Origin of the sequence: Levilactobacillus namurensis (genome assembly GCF_032197885.1) — a bacterium.
GTDB lineage: Bacteria > Bacillota > Bacilli > Lactobacillales > Lactobacillaceae > Levilactobacillus > Levilactobacillus namurensis_A.
In genome coordinates, this window is sequence record NZ_CP134159.1 from 2,249,009 (window position 1) to 2,264,473 (window position 15,465).

Below are 15,465 nucleotides of genomic sequence, written 5' to 3' on the forward strand. Positions count from 1 at the left end.
GTAAAGGGGATTCGCGCGTCATTATCCTTGATTTTGGGGCTTATTTGCCCCATTCTAGGGCTTGAAAGGACTGGTCACTTGTGCATACCTTGGGCGCCACCCTCAAGCAACTCCGGCTAGATAGCCACTTAACTCAGAGCGAGCTCTACGGCGGCATCGTTTCTCGGTCCTTCGCGGGACGTTTGGAACGGGGCGAACACGACATCGCCGTTGAGAAGTTTTTCCAGATTTTAAACCGGTTACACGTCACCGCCGATGAATTTCGTTTCGTTCAACAAGATTACCAACCAACTGCGGCTACCCTGCTTAAGAGCCGAACGCATCTGGCCTACGAACAGGAAAACTTCCCTTGGTTGCACCACTTAGAACAGCGGTACCACCACAGCCTCGACCCCCAGCAGCAGGAGTTGGCCACGGTTGCCGACATCCTCCTGAAGTCCTTTGGAAGCGCTAACTGGCAGATTACCCCCGCCATGGAACAACTCTGGCAACGCATGACCGACGCCCCCACCTGGCACCTCTATGACCTGGATATCGCCAACGCGTGGTTGTCAATTACCTATCAAAAGCATGATAACGCAACGTTACTGGCTGGAATCACCAAGATGCACGCGAGCTCCCAACGGTACCTGCAGGCGCAAGCTGACCCCTTCCACGTCACCGACACGCGCGCATCCTTCGACCTAGTGGCCCTTCAGATTCTCTTTTGGAACCACCAATACACCGAAGCACGGGCGTTTCGCCAGCAACTCCTGCCCGAAAACCAGCCTAACCTCGGAACGGACGGGGCCCTGACGATTCAAATCTGCCTGTGCCTATGGGAGTGGCTTTTCGGCGACCAGCACGCCGGTGACTTGCGGGCCGACCGTTTGATGGCAATCTCCTGGATTCCGGCGGCAGCGAATATCCACTCGTTACTGGCCAGTTACCAAGAGCACGCCCGGCACTTCCGCGAAAAGCACCCGGAGTGGCAGCCCCCACGTCCTTAATTCCCAATTGTTTAACTTTAGAAAGGATGTTTAGATGACCTTCTATACTTATGGTTACCTGACCACACGCCACCAAACCTGGCAGTACGCCCGCTTGATCTTAATCATCGTCCTACTGGCCCTGTTCATCTGGCTGTTCGTCTACTACTTGCGCCACCGGTGGAACGTGAAATATAAAGACTTGAGTATCATCACCGGGACCGTGATTCTGCTGGTCTTAGGGCTACAACTTAACGGCCTGGCCAACTTGCACGCTAGCGTTGTCCAGAACGGGGCGATTACCGACACCGTTAAAACGGTTGCGAAACAGCTAAAGGTTAAGCCCCAACAAGTTTGCGTCAATGCCACAACCACCACGGATGGTCTTCTGTTCAAGACACCCAAGGGCTATTACCGCGCCGCCTATAATTCAGACGGCTCCGCCTTCGTCTTAGAAAAGCTGTCCTTATATCACCCACAAGTCACCATTCAAAAGGAGCGATAGCCGCCTATGTTTACTTATTCAGATGTTGTGTTGAAGCTGCTCATCGGCTTCATTTTTATGACGTTACTCATTAATTTTACGGGTAAAGGAAACCTGGCGCCGACTTCGGCGATCGACCAAGTCCAGAACTACGTTTTAGGGGGCATTATCGGTGGGGTCATCTACAACTCCTCAATCACCCTGATCCAGTTCGTGATTGTGCTCCTTATCTGGTCGCTGTTAATCCTGATCATGCGCTACCTCAAGATTCACGTCCGAATCGTGGGTAAATTCATCGATGGTGGGCCCATTACCATCGTGCGTGATGGCCGCCTCCTAGTCCATAATTGTCTCAAGGCCAACCTCTCCGCCAAAGAAGTGGACTTCAAGCTGCGGAGTGCCGGCGTCTACCGGATTGAAGACGTTAAACGGGCAATCGTTGAACAAAACGGCAGTCTGACAATCCTCCGTCAGGGCGATGGCTCCATTCGCTACCCCCTGATTGTCGACGGCCAAATCGACTTTGACGTGCTCGAGCTGACTAACCACGATGAAGCCTGGCTGGAAGATCAGCTGACCCAACACGGCATCACCAACATTCGGGATGTCTACATGGCCAAGTATGAGAATCATGAATTCAAGGTCACCCGGTACGACCGCAGTTAACCCTGACCAGAAAGGAGATCTTGCACCATGCCTGCCGACCAACTCCATGAACACTGGGATGTCTATAACCGCCAACTTCAACGGGTGGGCGACCAGTTACGCGAAAATCCCGTCACCCCGGGCCATTACCATCTCGTGGTCAACGCCTTTCTCTTTAACCCTGCCGGACAGGTCTTACTCCAACAACGGGCCGTCAACAAGCTCAACTTTCCGGGATACTGGGACACCTCATCCGGTGGTGCCGTCAAAGCCGGTGAAACCATCGAAGAAGCCATGCACCGGGAAATGACCGAGGAGCTGGGCTTCGACCACCCGGTAACGGCTGCCGACAACTACCGTATCATGCCTCACAGCCACTGGGTCAGCGCCTGGTTCGCCTTTCAAACCGACTGGACTGCCCGGGACTTCACCATTCAGACCGCCGAACTTCAACGCATCCGCTACTTCGATTTTCCCGCGGCCTTAGACCACCTCGACCAGATTGGCTTTGACAACTGCCAACTGGAGTTACGTGGCGCCTGGGAACATCTTTACGGTGCCAAAAAAACCAACGCCACTTAGCCTTGGTTTTTCCGGATCGATTACGCTGGTTATTACTTTCTAACGGTTAAATAGTTCGCCCGAATGGCCCGTTCTTGTGCCGGGGTAATCTTCAGGCCCTTGTGAATGTAGTTGCTCATTGACCCATATTGGGATTGAACGTCGGTAAAGAACTGGTTCAACAAGGCTGGCTTGGCCCAAGTTACGCCCAGTTGGGTGTTGGACAAGAGGTAGTCGCGTTGAATATCCTTCCGGCTCACACCCAAGATGGTGTACAAGATTGCCGCTGCGGTCCCCGTCCGGTCCATCCCGTGGGAACAGTGGAAGAGCAGGGCGCCCTTCTTTTGTTGCGCAACCAGCGTTAATAGGCGGTGGTAACTCCGCTTAGCGGCTGGCTTGAAGGCCATGTCCTTGTACATCCCCGCATCGTCGTTGTCGTAGTTCGAACGTGTGCCCAGGACGGAAGCTTGTAAGTAGTTGACCCCTTCGATCAGCGCATCCGGCTTCTTCTTAATCTGGTCGGCCGTTCGCAAATCAACAATTTGCTTGAGGTGCCAGTCTTGCGTTAACCGGGTGCCATCCAACGTGGTCAACTTATCTAGGGAATCGGCTCGCAACAACCGACCGCGCTTCACGTAACGGCCGCTCTTGGTCTTGTAGCCCCCCATATCACGGGCGTTTTCCGCCCCATCTAAGTGAATTGGTCGGTTGACCTTCTGAGATACCGTCGGTTGTAAGGCCGCATCCGTGGTCGTGGCGGCCATCACGGGGGACGCCGTGGTCCCGAATAACGCTAAAGCACACCCAAAACTAATCAATAATCGCTGTAGACGCATCTGTTTCAAACCCCTTTCTGAAGTATTCTTAGAATAGCAGGGCTGTGTAAAGAAACGTCAAAAGCCTTGTAGAAGTTGTGTAAACTATTTTATCGATAAATTAATATTGCCGATCCGTGCTTAGAAGCCAGGCGCAGATTGGCTTTTTTACTGAAGCCCCTAAATTTTTAGCCATCATGATTGATTTGCCCCCCGCAACACCTAAAAGCAAGCGTATAATGAGTCCTATAATTGAATTTGCATTTAACTATTTTGCAACTGAAACGAGGCGACTCCTTTGCACTTCAAACCGATTCTTAATTTCTGGGTGCACCACCACGGCTTGCGACTCACCGTCTTAGTCATCGTCCTAGTCTGGGGTGGCGTCTGGGGACTCCGGTACCACCATGATTCCGTAGCCAAGACGTCTGCTCGACTAACCACCCAACCCGTGGATACGACCCGCATCACCACCCAGCAACGGCATTTAAGGAAGCGATTACAGCACTACCTGAACCATGAGACGGCGGATGGCACCACCAGCATCAGCTTCTACAACCTCTCCCCTAAGCCTGGTAGTCCCGCCGCCAAGACATCCCTTACCCGGCGGTTCTACCATCAAGGTGACCTCGCGACTTCCGCCAACGCGCACACTCCTGTGGTCTCCGCAAGCACCTACAAGCTCTTCATGGCGGCCTACGTCCTCCACCTTCACCACCAAGGTAACTTGACCTGGACACCGACCAGTACCAACGGTTTCGAGGAAATGATCGTCCACAGCGACAACACCTTCGCCGAAAACATTCTGGACGCCTACGGGTTGGCCGGCATCAACGCCTTCATCGGCGATCAAAACTGGTACGCCCCCGTCTTCGTGGCCGGCCAAGCCTCCCAAACCACGGCTTACAGCCTGACCTTGGCCCTGAAGGACCTCGCGCGTCAGACCGGACCGTTCAAATCAGCTAAGGACCGGCAGTGGCTACTCCACCTTATGTCCCAACAGGTCTACCGTACCGGGATTCCCGCCGGGGCAGCAGCCGCTAAGCAAGGGACCACCGTGGCCGACAAGGTTGGCTGGTACGCCGACACCAACAACGACGCCGGCTTGGTGACCCTGCCTAACGGGCAACGCTACATTCTCGTAATCATGACCCACGGCCACATGCAAAGCGGCTTCAGCGGCTTCCCGCGCATTGCCAAGATTACGACCCACATTCAAAAGATGGTCTACAATAAGTCCGCCACGGCTAAATTGACTCCCTAATCATTTACATAGCAAGGTTGACCCCCATCAAAGCGCCACTTCCCATGGAATTTTTCCAGGAAGTGGCGCTTTGAATTGATAACAGGATTATTGTAACTTTACAAATCAACACTTGGGGGATTGGGACCACTAATAACGTACCCACAACTCAAAAAGGCCACTTTTGAACGGCATTTAGCCCGTCAAAAGTGACCCTTGTCATCCTAATTCCTCTGATTCTTCTGTTGCAAAGCCCGCTTGATTTCCGCTAGATCCTGCTTGAGCGCCGCATTTTCCTGTTCAATCATGGTCAGGTGCTGCTCCAGCTTCTGGTAGTCCGACGTGGTGTGGCGCTGGGAAAAGTACGTGGTAATGGTACTGGTCAGCGACCCGATGAAGCCAATTCCTACCAGCATCAGCATCGCCGCTGCCCATTTTCCCACCACAGTGTGTGGCGTCACGTCACCGTACCCCACCGTCGTGGTCGTGGTAATGGCCCACCATAGGGCCTGGCCCCACGAGACTTGCTCCGCGTAGGTGTATAGCGACGCGGACAACAAGATAATAATCAGGCTGGTCCACACCAAGTAACCGAACCCGTTGGTATGAAAGAACCCCCGCAACTGCCCGCGTAGTTTCCCCACGAAACCCACCAGTCGAATCAAGCGGAAGAACTGGGTCAACCGAAAGATGCACGTTAATCGGGCCAGACGGAAGAAGCTAAAAATGGCGCTAAACGGGATAATCGCCAGCAAGTCAAAGATGTTGTGACGGAAAAAGGCCCACTTCGCGGGGGCCCGCCAGAAGCGCACCAGATAATCGACCGTAAAGAACGCCAAGATTCCGGCATCCACCCAGGCCCAAGGTCCGTGGTCGAGGTCCACCACGCCGGCTAGCTGTAAGATCACTAGGGCAATCGACACCAACGCTAAAACGACCACCGTCACACGATATTCATGGTGCCACCGTTGCCATTGCACGTCGCTTACCCCCTGTCGTCCGAATCCATCCATTTTCTAAATTCAATCGTACTACGGAACTGGCCTTCAGGGTAGTCCTAAGTCTTCTAGTCGTACCTAGTCAACGCTTGCCGGGGCTTGGAGCGCCGCCAAAATGGCCGTCTTCATCTTCTTAGGACTGGTCGTGGGCGCATACCGTTTAATCAGTTGCCCATCGCGCCCCACCAAGAATTTGGTAAAGTTCCATTTGATGCGGCCATGCCCTGAGGCGGTCTTGAGGTACCTAAACAACGGGTCCGCCTGGTCTCCGTTAACCTGCACCCGCTGTGTCATGGGAAAGGTTACCCCGTAATGTAGTTGACAAAAGTCGTTAGCCGCTTCATCCGAATCTAGCTCCTGGTGGAATTGGTTCGACGGTAAGCCCAAGATTATCAGCCCTTGGTCATGGTAGCGCTGATACAACGCTTCGAGTGCCGTTAACTGAGGCGCTAACCCGCACTTGCTAGCCGTGTTGACGATGACCACGACCTGCCCCCGATACGCCGCTAAGTCTAGTGGTTGTCCACTCATTTCCGTTTCTTTAAACCCATAGATAGTTGTCATGCGACCGTCTCCTTCGACCATTTTAATTGCTTACAATTTAGTGTTTTCCAATCGACTTTAGGGACATTATAAGCGTTTTAATGACCAACTGCACGCACAAAAGCGGCCCCACATGACGTGCGGACCGCTTTTTTCCTGAAACGAACTTAATTATCTCTATCAACCCATAAGACGTCCCAAGTGCCACTTTCCTCTAGCCAAACCGTCAGCCATCAAAAACCTGAGACGCTCACGGCTAATCGTGATCAGACACCGGTGTGGTATCGGTAAGCTCATCATCACTTTTAACGGCATCCTTAGGTTTCTTGTCCGGAAAAATCTTGTACACCAGCTTGGTCGCATAATTAGACCCGTAGGCAATGAAGAAGATTCCCATCAACATAGAGATGAACAATTGAATCACGAACAGGGGCCACTTCGTTACCGTGACATTGGAAATGATGACCATGGTACTCCCCCAGGCGATTAGCCAGGCCGGAACCATGGTAAACTTCATGATCGTTCCTTGAAGAAAGATGGCCAAGAACGTCATAAAACCGAACATGATTGCCGAGGGCCAGAGCTGTGCAATCATGTCATTTTGCAATAACCAAAACGAAATCAGTGCCCAGGTAATGCCCATCACGAAGCTCCCCACAATATTCCATACCTTATCTTCCGGGCACCCAACCCCAAAGAAATAAGACGCTGTAATGAACGCCGCAGCTCCCATCCACAGGCCAAACGACGTCATAATCAGACTATAAAATAACGTGAAGATACCAACACCAACTGACGAACACCATAACGCTTTACCAATTTTCATAATTTGCCACTCCTCTGTAGGGTCAGAATCAAGGACACCCCAGCAAAGTCATGAACTTACTTATTACTTTCATTTTACTCGCTCCGTTCAGCCTTGCCATTATCTCTTAGGGATAAAGTCCGAAGCTGATTTGGTCCGCCAAGATGGTTTAAGTGAGTAAATAAGCCCATAATTAGCACTTTCCCTAATGCCTTTTTATCCCTAAGCGTGTAAAATGAATTTATCCTATATTGAGAGAAAGCGATTAAGGGGTTACCTTTTAATGTAAGCGCTTAAGTAAATCGTTTTTCCCTTCCTGACCACCCTTTCCAGGGACTTATTCGAAAGAGACGTGATGATTATGCCATTCGCTGTTGCAGCGCTCCGCCAATTACCAGCACTTCAGAACGCTCAGGTTCTGGCTGGTGCTCATTTTTTGACGAATCCCGTTAACAACCTCATCTTAGCGAATTCGCGACCGAACACCCAACACTTAGCCACCCATGAAGTTCTAGCCGTCACCCTTAACGATCTCTACCAGATCACCGGCAATGACTTTCGCACATTCATAGCAGGGCTAACGGACCAGCAGTGTAGTGCCTTACTGGTCCACAATACAGACCCTCTAGCCGAGCTTCCCGCCGACCTCATCACGGCTTGTGAAGCCCAGCACCTCCCATTATTAGCACTGCCCTATCAAAGTAACGAACGAGAGGTTTTCATTAGTATTACGCAAGCGCTCTACACTGACAAGCAGCACCAGCTACGCTACTATCAGCAAGCCGACCGTCACTTTGCTAGTCTGACGCAAAGCAACTCACGCCAATCATTAATTGATACGCTAGCCGCCCTGGTCAAGAATCCCGTCGTCCTTTTCCAGATTCGCCATGACCAAGTTCAGGTCCTCTTACATAGCCCAGACCTGACTGTGCTCCCCGAGTTTCACTGGCAACACCGACGGACCAGTCCTGACAGCGTGACGTTACCGGGGTATTTCTGGGTTCCCGCCCACGATCATCACGGTCGGTTGGTGGCCACCCCCCTGTTTCAACCAGCCGCCAACCCACTATATTTAGGAGTCCTGGTTAAGCAAGCCCCCCTACAACCGATTGACTTTTCTGCCATTGAAAGTGCGGGTAATTTCTTAAAATTAATTATTACCCAACAATCCGCCAATCAGCAGAACCGCCAGGCCTACACCAACGACTTAATCGATGATTTATTGACCGATCGCCCCATGAGCGCTGAGCACTTTCAGCAGACCTTAACTCAACTACATCTGCAACCTGAATGCACCTACCAAGTCGTCACGATTCACGGCTTACAGAATGGGCAACCCGTCCCGAACTATTTCCATAATCATCCCCAAACGGCTCGTCGTCTGATTCACCTCCTCAAGTCCCACTGGCCTGATTGGCGTTATCGCATTCACGCGGACTACTTACTCTTCATCTTCCGCGAAGGGGCGCCGACCGTTGCTGAACTCCAGACTGTATTCACGCAACTCCCATTAGGCGCCACCGAAACTTACAAGGGAGGCATTGGCACGCCACAGTTACCCCGCCAACTCAAGCTCTCCGCAAACCAAGCCCTACAAACCTTTAAACTTTTGACCGCATTACCACAAATGACCGGTCTCCATACCTTTACCGAACTGGGCTTCTATCGCTGTCTCCCGTCACTGACGGATCACCAACAACTTAAGCCTCTAATCCCTGAGAACCTCCTACAGCTCTACCGGCAGCATCCCGAGCTGTATCAAACACTCAGTGCTTATTTAAACCACAACCTTAGTATCAAACAAAGCGCTGCCGCACTCTTTATTCACCCTAAAACCATGAGTTACCGCCTAGGGAAACTCCGCGAGCTCCTGCACACTGATTTCAGTGATGCCGAAGAACTCTTCACCTTTAATGTGGGACTTCATATCCTTCAACTCATCTAATCTAACGTCTAGTTTGCCACCACTCGTAAAGGAGTCATTAATCATGCAAAACATACTTGTTGCTGACGACCTCGAAATCATCTGTACGGGCCTAACTTACTTGATTGACCACCAAAATACTAACTGGCGCGTGACCGCGCACACCCATAATGGGACCGACACCTTTATTGCCGTTGAACAAGGAAACATTGACATTGTAATCATGGAGTTAGATATGCCTGGAGAAAACGGGCTGACGACCCTCCAACGGCTCCACGATAACTTCCCCAACGTTCCCGTCATTGTCCTATCAACGCATGAGGAACGGGAATGCCTGACACGGTGTTTTCAACATGGTGCCGCCGCTTACGTGCTCAAACGCTCCGGCAATGCCGAAATCATTAACGCCTTACAACATGTCAACCGCCAGGCCCTCTATATCGACGCGAATCTCCCCCTATGTGCGACGGAACGGCAGGCGCTCACCGACGACTGTGCCATGGGTAATCTAACGGGACTGACCGACCATTGTCCCTACGAGCGACTTTCTCGCCGCGAACGAGAAGTCTTCCCCCTAATTACCATGGGCTACGCTAATCGAGAAATTGCGCAACGCCTATGCATTTCGACCAAGACCGTTGAAGCTCATAAAGCCAGTATCATGCGTAAACTTGCGCTAAGTTGCCACGTTGAACTGGTCCGCTTTGCCGTCCACCACCACCTGGTTACCATCTAGTCTGGCGTGATCACTCGCCTGTGACCTACCTTCCCATCAAAAAGCAGCTCACCAAATGCGGACCATTTGGTGAGCTGCTTTTGACGTTAATCGATCAATTATCTTGGACTACAAATTAGTGGCGTTTAAGATGACGCCGTTTCCCGCTGCTTCAGCTGACTCCGCAACGCCGCAATTTTCAAAACAATCACTTCATTATGATTAACATGTGCGAACGCTAACGCTTCATCTAGTTGCTGGTTCACCGCTGCGTAAGGCCGGTGTTCCGCTAACGCATTCTGCGCTGCCAGAAACTTTAGCCGTGGCAGATAATAGGTGACATGCTGATCAGAACACAGTACCAGTCCCGTCTGCAACAACCGATTACTTAGCCGGTAGTCCCGCTGGTGCGCGTAAAATTCCGCAGTGAAATAAATCAGCATCAAAACACGCAGGTGATAGTTGGCCATCGTCGGCTGTGCTCGCTGAAAATCCAACGTTTCAATGTAGTGGCGCACCCGTTCGAAATAAAACGCTGCTGCTGTGCGCTGTTGCAATCGCGCATACAGGATTCCCGAGCCCATAAAGGCAAGTTGCGTCAGAATGGTCTGGTGGCGCTCATCCAGATCGTTTAAGATTCGGGAGAAATCAAAGAGGGTCGCTGTCGGTTCTCGGTTTACCAAAGTGTTCACAATCCCCCGTAGGTAGTAAAACTGCATCTTCAGGTCAACCGCATCAATATCCTGCACATCGATTTTTTCTAATTCCCGTAAAACTCGCCGGTAATTTTCCGTCATCAACTGATTCTCGACCAGATTTAAGGTCGCCGCTAGCTCTGCCGACCGGTTTTTTTGACTCTGATACAGATTGTCGACGGTCATGCCTAATCGCGCGCAAAGCTTACTCAGAATCGTCAGTGACGGGATGCGATTATTATTTTCAAATTTACTCAGTGTCGCCTGCGTACAGATACCCTCACACAGCTTAACCTGCGAAAGCTTCAGCTCCTTACGCCGCGCAATAAAGACATCAATATCCACAATCTCACCTCCATTACTAGTCGTGCAGTCCTAAGGCAACCTTCGCATACCGGGTCATCCGATCAATATCCCAAGCCGGTTCCCAAACCAACTCAATATCACATTGATGAACCCCCGCCACCCGTAAAACGGCTTCACGAATGCTATCGGCCAATAAATTACCGACCGGACAGCCCATCGTGGTCAGCGTCATTGAGAGCTTGCAGACCCCATCAGCATCGACTGCCACGTGGTAGATCAATCCCAAATTGACGATATCGACCTGAAGTTCTGAATCAATCACCTGTTCTAATTGCTGCACCACCTGGTCTTCCAAGTCATTTTTGGTCGTAATTCCTGCTGCCATTGTCGGTGCCTCCTTTCGTTTAACCAATAGAACCTTCCATTTCAAAGCTAATCAGCCGATTTAACTCAACCGCGTATTCCATCGGCAACTGCTTGGTAAAGGGTTCCACAAACCCCATAATAATCATTTCCGTTGCCTTAGCCTCCGAAATTCCCCGACTCATCAGATAGTAGAGTTGTTCCTCAGAAATCTTGGAGACCTTAGCTTCATGTTCCATGGCCACGTTTGCATTATAGATTTCATTGTACGGAATCGTATCCGACGAAGACTGATCGTCCATAATGATCGTGTCGCACTCTACGTGAGCTTTCGACCCATCCGACTTTTTCCCAAACCGAACCGTCCCCCGGTAATCCGTCGAGCCGCCCGTCTTCGAGATAGACTTCGACACGATTGAGCTCGATGTATTGGGGGCGTTGTGAATCATCCGGGCACCGGAATCCTGCTTGATCCCGTTGCTGGCCACCGCAATCGACAACATGGTCCCGCGCGCTCCTTCACCGTTCAGGTAGACGCTTGGATACTTCATGGTGACCTTGGAACCCAAGTTACCATCGACCCACTCCATCGTGGCGTTCTCAGCCGCGGCAGCCCGCTTGGTTTCCAAACTATAGACGTTGTCCGACCAGTTTTGAATCGTGGTGTATCGACAGTAAGCGTCCTTTTCAACGTTAACTTCCACGACAGCGGCATGGAGACTATCTGACGAATAATTCGGTGCCGTACACCCCTCCACGTAGTCTACCCGTGCGCCCTCATCGACGATGATCAGGGTACGTTCAAATTGTCCGGAGTTCTCGGAATTTAACCGAAAATAGGATTGAATCGGCGTCTTGGTCTGAACCCCCTTGGGCACATAAATGAAGGAGCCGCCAGACCATACCGCGGCATTCAGGGCCGCAAACTTATTATCCGTGGGTTGGACCAACTTACCGAACCATTTCTTGAACAGTTCCGGGTACTCCCGTAGCGCCGTGTCCGTATCCGTAAAAATAATGCCCAACTTGGCAAAGTCATCGCGCATATTGTGGTAAACCACTTCGGATTCATACTGTGCCGAGGAACCCGCTAAGTATTTTCGTTCGGCCTCCGGAACACCCAAACGGTCGAAGGTTTTCTTCAAGTCCTCGGGGACCTCTTCCCAGTCACGGTATTTCTTATCCGTCATCTTCTGGTAGTACAACATATCCTTAAGGTCCAGTTGGGACAGGTCAGGACCATACTTGGGCATCGGTAACCGTTTATAAACGTCATAAGCCTGCAGTCGATAATCCAGCATCCACTGCGGTTCGTGCTTGGCCATCGAAATCTGCCGCACGGTCTCTTCCGTTAGCCCCCGGCCCGTGGAATAGGCCGGCTGTACATCGTCGTGAAACCCAAATTCGTAATCTTGATCTTGTTTAACAACATCCGGTACTTCGACCATCGTTTATTCCTCCTTCTTGGCGTCACTAAGAAGTGCTCGCTGTAACGCCCACCATGCCAACGTCGCACACTTGATACGCGCCGGAAATTGCATAATACTCGAGAGAATTGCTGCATCTTCTAGCTGATCCAGATCCGCTTGCGAATGGGATTTTCCCATCACCATGTCCGAAAAAGTCTTGGCCATCGCCAGGGCTTGCTCGCGGGACTTTCCCTTAACCGCGTCCGTCATCATGCTGGCCGACGACTGACTGATGGTGCACCCTTCGCCCGTAAAGCCGATATCCGTAATCATCCCCGCGTCATCGACCTGCACATCCAGGTTGATGACATCCCCACAAGTGGGATTCTTCAAGGTTATGGTATTCGTGACCGCCGACAACGCATGCTTGTTATGGGGATGATCCGAGTGGTCCAGAATCACTTCACGATAGAGACTATTTAGCTGAGACAGACCCATGATTAAAGAACTCCTTTGTTTCTTGGATTGCGGTTAATAGACGTTCCACGTCCGCTTGCGTGTTGTACAGATAAAAGCTCGCACGGACCGTCGCAACCTGGTGCAGAGCCGCCATTAAAGGTTGGGCACAATGGTGACCCGCACGGACGGCGACTCCCTCCATATCCAAAGCGGTGGCGACGTCGTGGGGATGGAGACCGTCGAGATTGAAGGTGATCACGCCCGTATGCTTAGCCGGGTCATGCGGGCCAAAAACCGTTACTCCCGGCATAGCGACCAGCCGAGGTAAGAGATTCGCAACCAAGGCGGCTTCCCGTTCGTGGACCCGATCCATTCCATAGGCCGTCAAATAATCGACTGCTGCGCCCAATCCGATACTCCCCGCAATATTTTGCGTCCCCGCTTCGAACTTCCAGGGCAGCTGCGTCCAAGTACTCGACTGCTGGTGCACAAAATCAATCATCTCACCGCCAAATTGGTACGGCGACATGGCGGCCAATAACGCTTTTTTGCCATATAACACACCAATACCAGTCGGGGCCATCATCTTATGCCCGGAAAAGGCATAAAAATCAACGTCGAGGTCCTGCACATCCACTTTCATATGTGGGACAGCTTGGGCACCGTCCCCGACTAACACCGCCCCGTTCTGATGAGCCAACTGCGCCAACTGCTTAAGGGGATTCACCACACCTAAGACGTTACTAGCATGGGTCACCGCGACGATCTTAGTCCGCGGTGTAATCTGACGCGCCGCATCGGCTAGGTCTAGTTCCCCATCAGCGGTCAAACCAATGTACTTCAACGTAGCGTGCTTGCGAATGGCCAACTGTTGCCAAGGAATCAGGTTGCTGTGGTGTTCCATGATCGAAATAACGATCTCATCACCCGCGTGGACCTGTTGCTCACCGTATGTACTGGCCACTAAGTTCAGACCGTCCGTGGTCCCCTTGGTGAAAATGACCGTTTCCATTTCCGGGGCATGAATAAAGTGCTGCACCTTTTCTCGGGCCTGCTCATAGGCAGCCGTTGCTCGTTCAGCCAACGTGTGAACACCACGGTGGACGTTAGCATTATCATGTTGATAGAAGTGCGTCAACGCATCGATGACCGCCTGCGGCTTCTGGGCCGTCGCGGCGTTATCCAGGTAGACCAACGGCTCATCGTTAACCCGTTGTTGCAGAATCGAAAAATCAGTTGCTGATATTTCCCGTGACTTAATCATGGCGTAAGTTCCTTTCAATCGTTTGTACCAGTTGTTGCCGCACCGTTAGTGACGGAATCGCCGTCAAAACGGCGCTAAGGAACCCTCTAATAACTAACCGTTCCGCCGTTTGTTTGTCTAATCCCCGACTTAAGAGATAATACAATTCACGCTGATCGACCTGCCCCACACTAGCCGCGTGGCCGGCCAAGACATCATTTTCATCAATCAACAAAATCGGGTTGGCATCGCCGTGCGTTCCGGGATCCATCATTAAAATCCGGTTTTCTTGTTCCGCTTGTGCACCGGCAGCGCCGTGAATGATGTCTCCGATCCCATTAAAAATCAGTTCAGATTGGCCTTGTAACACACCCCGTTGCAAGATATTACCTACGGTGTGTTTCCCATGGTTCGTGATCTTCGTATTAATTCCCTCACGTTGGTCGTGGTTGGTAATGGCCACGACCTTCGCATCGGATTGCGCGCCATCCCCAATCAGATCAGTCTCGCACTGACCCACCGTATTCCCTTGGTTCATTAACCCAATCGCCCAGTTCACTTGTGCGTTAGCCGCCACGTTCGCTCGCCGTTGAAAGGCAACTTGCGTCTGGGCGCCTAACTCGTCGACCGCCGCAAAGGTCACCTGACTGTTTTCCTGCGCCACGATTTCGACCACCTGATTCACGGTCCCGGGCAGATCCCCTTGCGTGGTTAAATGTTGGGTCAACGCAACTTGACTATTCTCGCCGGCCACGATGAGCCCGTGAGTCTGCAGGCCAGTCGGCTGCGTCGCATCTTGGATAAGCTGTAAGGTCAACGGGTCGCTGATCACTACATTCTCTGGAACGTACAAGAAGAAGCCCGCATTAAGGTACGCCAGATGATAACTGGCTAGCTGATTGGTCTCAGCCCCAATCACCTGCATCAGGTACGGTTGCACCAACTCTGGGTAGGTCCGAATCGCCGTCAGAATATCGGTTAAAATCACACCCTGATCCTGCAAGTCTTGCGGTAACTCACACTGGATTACCGTTGTCCCGCGCTGGACGAAACTTCCCGCCCCCACAGTCGTCTGAGTGGTCGCAACCGGATACGCCAGTGTTGGCGTTGCAAACAGGTTCCAGTCTCGATAGTCGAAGCGCTGCACGCGCAGGAACCTTGACCGACTGAAGGCCGCGAGGGCGGCGACCCGCTGGTCAACCAGCCACGCCGGTTCTTGCCGTTGTTCGGCCGCTTGGGCGAGGGTTGCTGCAGCCGCTTCTGTATTCTTCACTAACATGCTCATTGCC

17 protein-coding genes are annotated in these 15,465 nt (G+C 51.8%); 7 read left to right on the forward strand and 10 right to left on the reverse strand.

The window, feature by feature from the left end; all coding sequences use genetic code 11:
- The first annotated feature begins 80 nt into the window (after nucleotides 1-80).
- From RIN67_RS10805 to RIN67_RS10820, 4 genes are read left to right on the forward strand one after another with little or no spacing between them, the layout of a single operon-like run.
- A complete protein-coding gene (locus tag RIN67_RS10805; RefSeq protein WP_264999866.1) occupies nucleotides 81-989 on the forward strand; it encodes a helix-turn-helix domain-containing protein in 909 nt (302 codons plus the stop codon).
- A 34-nt stretch (nucleotides 990-1,023) separates the two neighbouring features.
- On the forward strand, nucleotides 1,024-1,473 hold the full coding sequence (locus RIN67_RS10810) for a DUF3290 domain-containing protein (RefSeq protein ID WP_024747966.1): 450 nt from the start codon (nucleotides 1,024-1,026) through the stop codon (nucleotides 1,471-1,473).
- A gap of 6 nt (nucleotides 1,474-1,479) precedes the next feature.
- Nucleotides 1,480-2,118, forward strand: coding sequence for a DUF421 domain-containing protein (locus RIN67_RS10815; protein WP_264999867.1), 639 nt, complete (start codon nucleotides 1,480-1,482; stop codon nucleotides 2,116-2,118).
- 27 nt (nucleotides 2,119-2,145) lie between these two features.
- Nucleotides 2,146-2,679 carry an NUDIX hydrolase gene (locus tag RIN67_RS10820; RefSeq protein ID WP_264999868.1) on the forward strand — a complete coding sequence of 178 codons (534 nt, stop codon included), beginning with the start codon at nucleotides 2,146-2,148 and terminating at the stop codon, nucleotides 2,677-2,679.
- A 32-nt stretch (nucleotides 2,680-2,711) separates the two neighbouring features.
- Here RIN67_RS10820 and RIN67_RS10825 read toward each other — a convergent pair whose 3' ends face one another.
- Nucleotides 2,712-3,494, reverse strand: coding sequence for a tyrosine-protein phosphatase (locus RIN67_RS10825; protein WP_024747969.1), 783 nt, complete (start codon nucleotides 3,492-3,494; stop codon nucleotides 2,712-2,714).
- 277 nt (nucleotides 3,495-3,771) lie between these two features.
- Between RIN67_RS10825 and RIN67_RS10830 the strand changes: the two genes are divergently transcribed.
- A complete protein-coding gene (locus RIN67_RS10830; RefSeq protein ID WP_264999869.1) occupies nucleotides 3,772-4,737 on the forward strand; it encodes a class A beta-lactamase-related serine hydrolase in 966 nt (321 codons plus the stop codon).
- 203 nt (nucleotides 4,738-4,940) lie between these two features.
- Here the strand turns inward: RIN67_RS10830 and RIN67_RS10835 are convergent, their stop codons facing one another.
- The 3 genes from RIN67_RS10835 to RIN67_RS10845 all read right to left on the reverse strand — a co-directional run bounded on the left by RIN67_RS10835 (nucleotide 4,941) and on the right by RIN67_RS10845 (nucleotide 7,083).
- Nucleotides 4,941-5,696 (reverse strand): ion transporter, encoded by a 756-nt coding sequence (locus RIN67_RS10835; protein WP_264999870.1) that lies wholly within the window; start codon nucleotides 5,694-5,696, stop codon nucleotides 4,941-4,943.
- 96 nt (nucleotides 5,697-5,792) lie between these two features.
- Nucleotides 5,793-6,278, reverse strand: coding sequence for a glutathione peroxidase (locus RIN67_RS10840; protein ID WP_264999871.1), 486 nt, complete (start codon nucleotides 6,276-6,278; stop codon nucleotides 5,793-5,795).
- 235 nt (nucleotides 6,279-6,513) lie between these two features.
- Nucleotides 6,514-7,083: a DUF1097 domain-containing protein gene (locus tag RIN67_RS10845; protein WP_264999872.1), complete on the reverse strand. Its 570-nt coding sequence runs from the start codon at nucleotides 7,081-7,083 to the stop codon at nucleotides 6,514-6,516.
- A gap of 340 nt (nucleotides 7,084-7,423) precedes the next feature.
- On the opposite strand from RIN67_RS10845, the gene RIN67_RS10850 reads away from it, so the two are divergent.
- Both RIN67_RS10850 and RIN67_RS10855 read left to right on the forward strand, forming a co-directional pair.
- Nucleotides 7,424-9,007 (forward strand): helix-turn-helix domain-containing protein, encoded by a 1,584-nt coding sequence (locus tag RIN67_RS10850; RefSeq protein ID WP_264999873.1) that lies wholly within the window; start codon nucleotides 7,424-7,426, stop codon nucleotides 9,005-9,007.
- Nucleotides 9,008-9,050: 43 nt separating this feature from the next.
- Nucleotides 9,051-9,722 carry a response regulator gene (locus RIN67_RS10855; RefSeq protein ID WP_024747975.1) on the forward strand — a complete coding sequence of 224 codons (672 nt, stop codon included), beginning with the start codon at nucleotides 9,051-9,053 and terminating at the stop codon, nucleotides 9,720-9,722.
- Between the two features lie 125 nt (nucleotides 9,723-9,847).
- Here RIN67_RS10855 and RIN67_RS10860 read toward each other — a convergent pair whose 3' ends face one another.
- Genes RIN67_RS10860 through sufD form a run of 6 tightly spaced genes read right to left on the reverse strand, consistent with a single transcriptional unit; the run spans nucleotide 9,848 to nucleotide 15,455 of the window.
- Complete coding sequence (locus RIN67_RS10860) at nucleotides 9,848-10,741, reverse strand: helix-turn-helix domain-containing protein (protein ID WP_024747976.1); 894 nt, start codon at nucleotides 10,739-10,741, stop codon at nucleotides 9,848-9,850.
- A gap of 16 nt (nucleotides 10,742-10,757) precedes the next feature.
- Nucleotides 10,758-11,087: a metal-sulfur cluster assembly factor gene (locus RIN67_RS10865; RefSeq protein WP_264999874.1), complete on the reverse strand. Its 330-nt coding sequence runs from the start codon at nucleotides 11,085-11,087 to the stop codon at nucleotides 10,758-10,760.
- Nucleotides 11,088-11,106: 19 nt separating this feature from the next.
- Nucleotides 11,107-12,513, reverse strand: coding sequence for a Fe-S cluster assembly protein SufB (gene sufB, locus RIN67_RS10870; RefSeq protein WP_264999875.1), 1,407 nt, complete (start codon nucleotides 12,511-12,513; stop codon nucleotides 11,107-11,109).
- A gap of 3 nt (nucleotides 12,514-12,516) precedes the next feature.
- On the reverse strand, nucleotides 12,517-12,972 hold the full coding sequence (sufU, locus tag RIN67_RS10875; RefSeq protein WP_264999876.1) for a Fe-S cluster assembly sulfur transfer protein SufU: 456 nt from the start codon (nucleotides 12,970-12,972) through the stop codon (nucleotides 12,517-12,519).
- Entirely contained in the window at nucleotides 12,950-14,197 is a 1,248-nt protein-coding gene (locus RIN67_RS10880; protein ID WP_264999877.1) for an aminotransferase class V-fold PLP-dependent enzyme, read from the reverse strand. The genes sufU and RIN67_RS10880 overlap by 23 nt, the downstream gene beginning before the upstream one ends.
- Nucleotides 14,190-15,455 (reverse strand): Fe-S cluster assembly protein SufD, encoded by a 1,266-nt coding sequence (gene sufD / locus RIN67_RS10885; RefSeq protein WP_264999878.1) that lies wholly within the window; start codon nucleotides 15,453-15,455, stop codon nucleotides 14,190-14,192. The genes RIN67_RS10880 and sufD overlap by 8 nt, the downstream gene beginning before the upstream one ends.
- Nucleotides 15,456-15,465 lie beyond the last annotated feature (10 nt).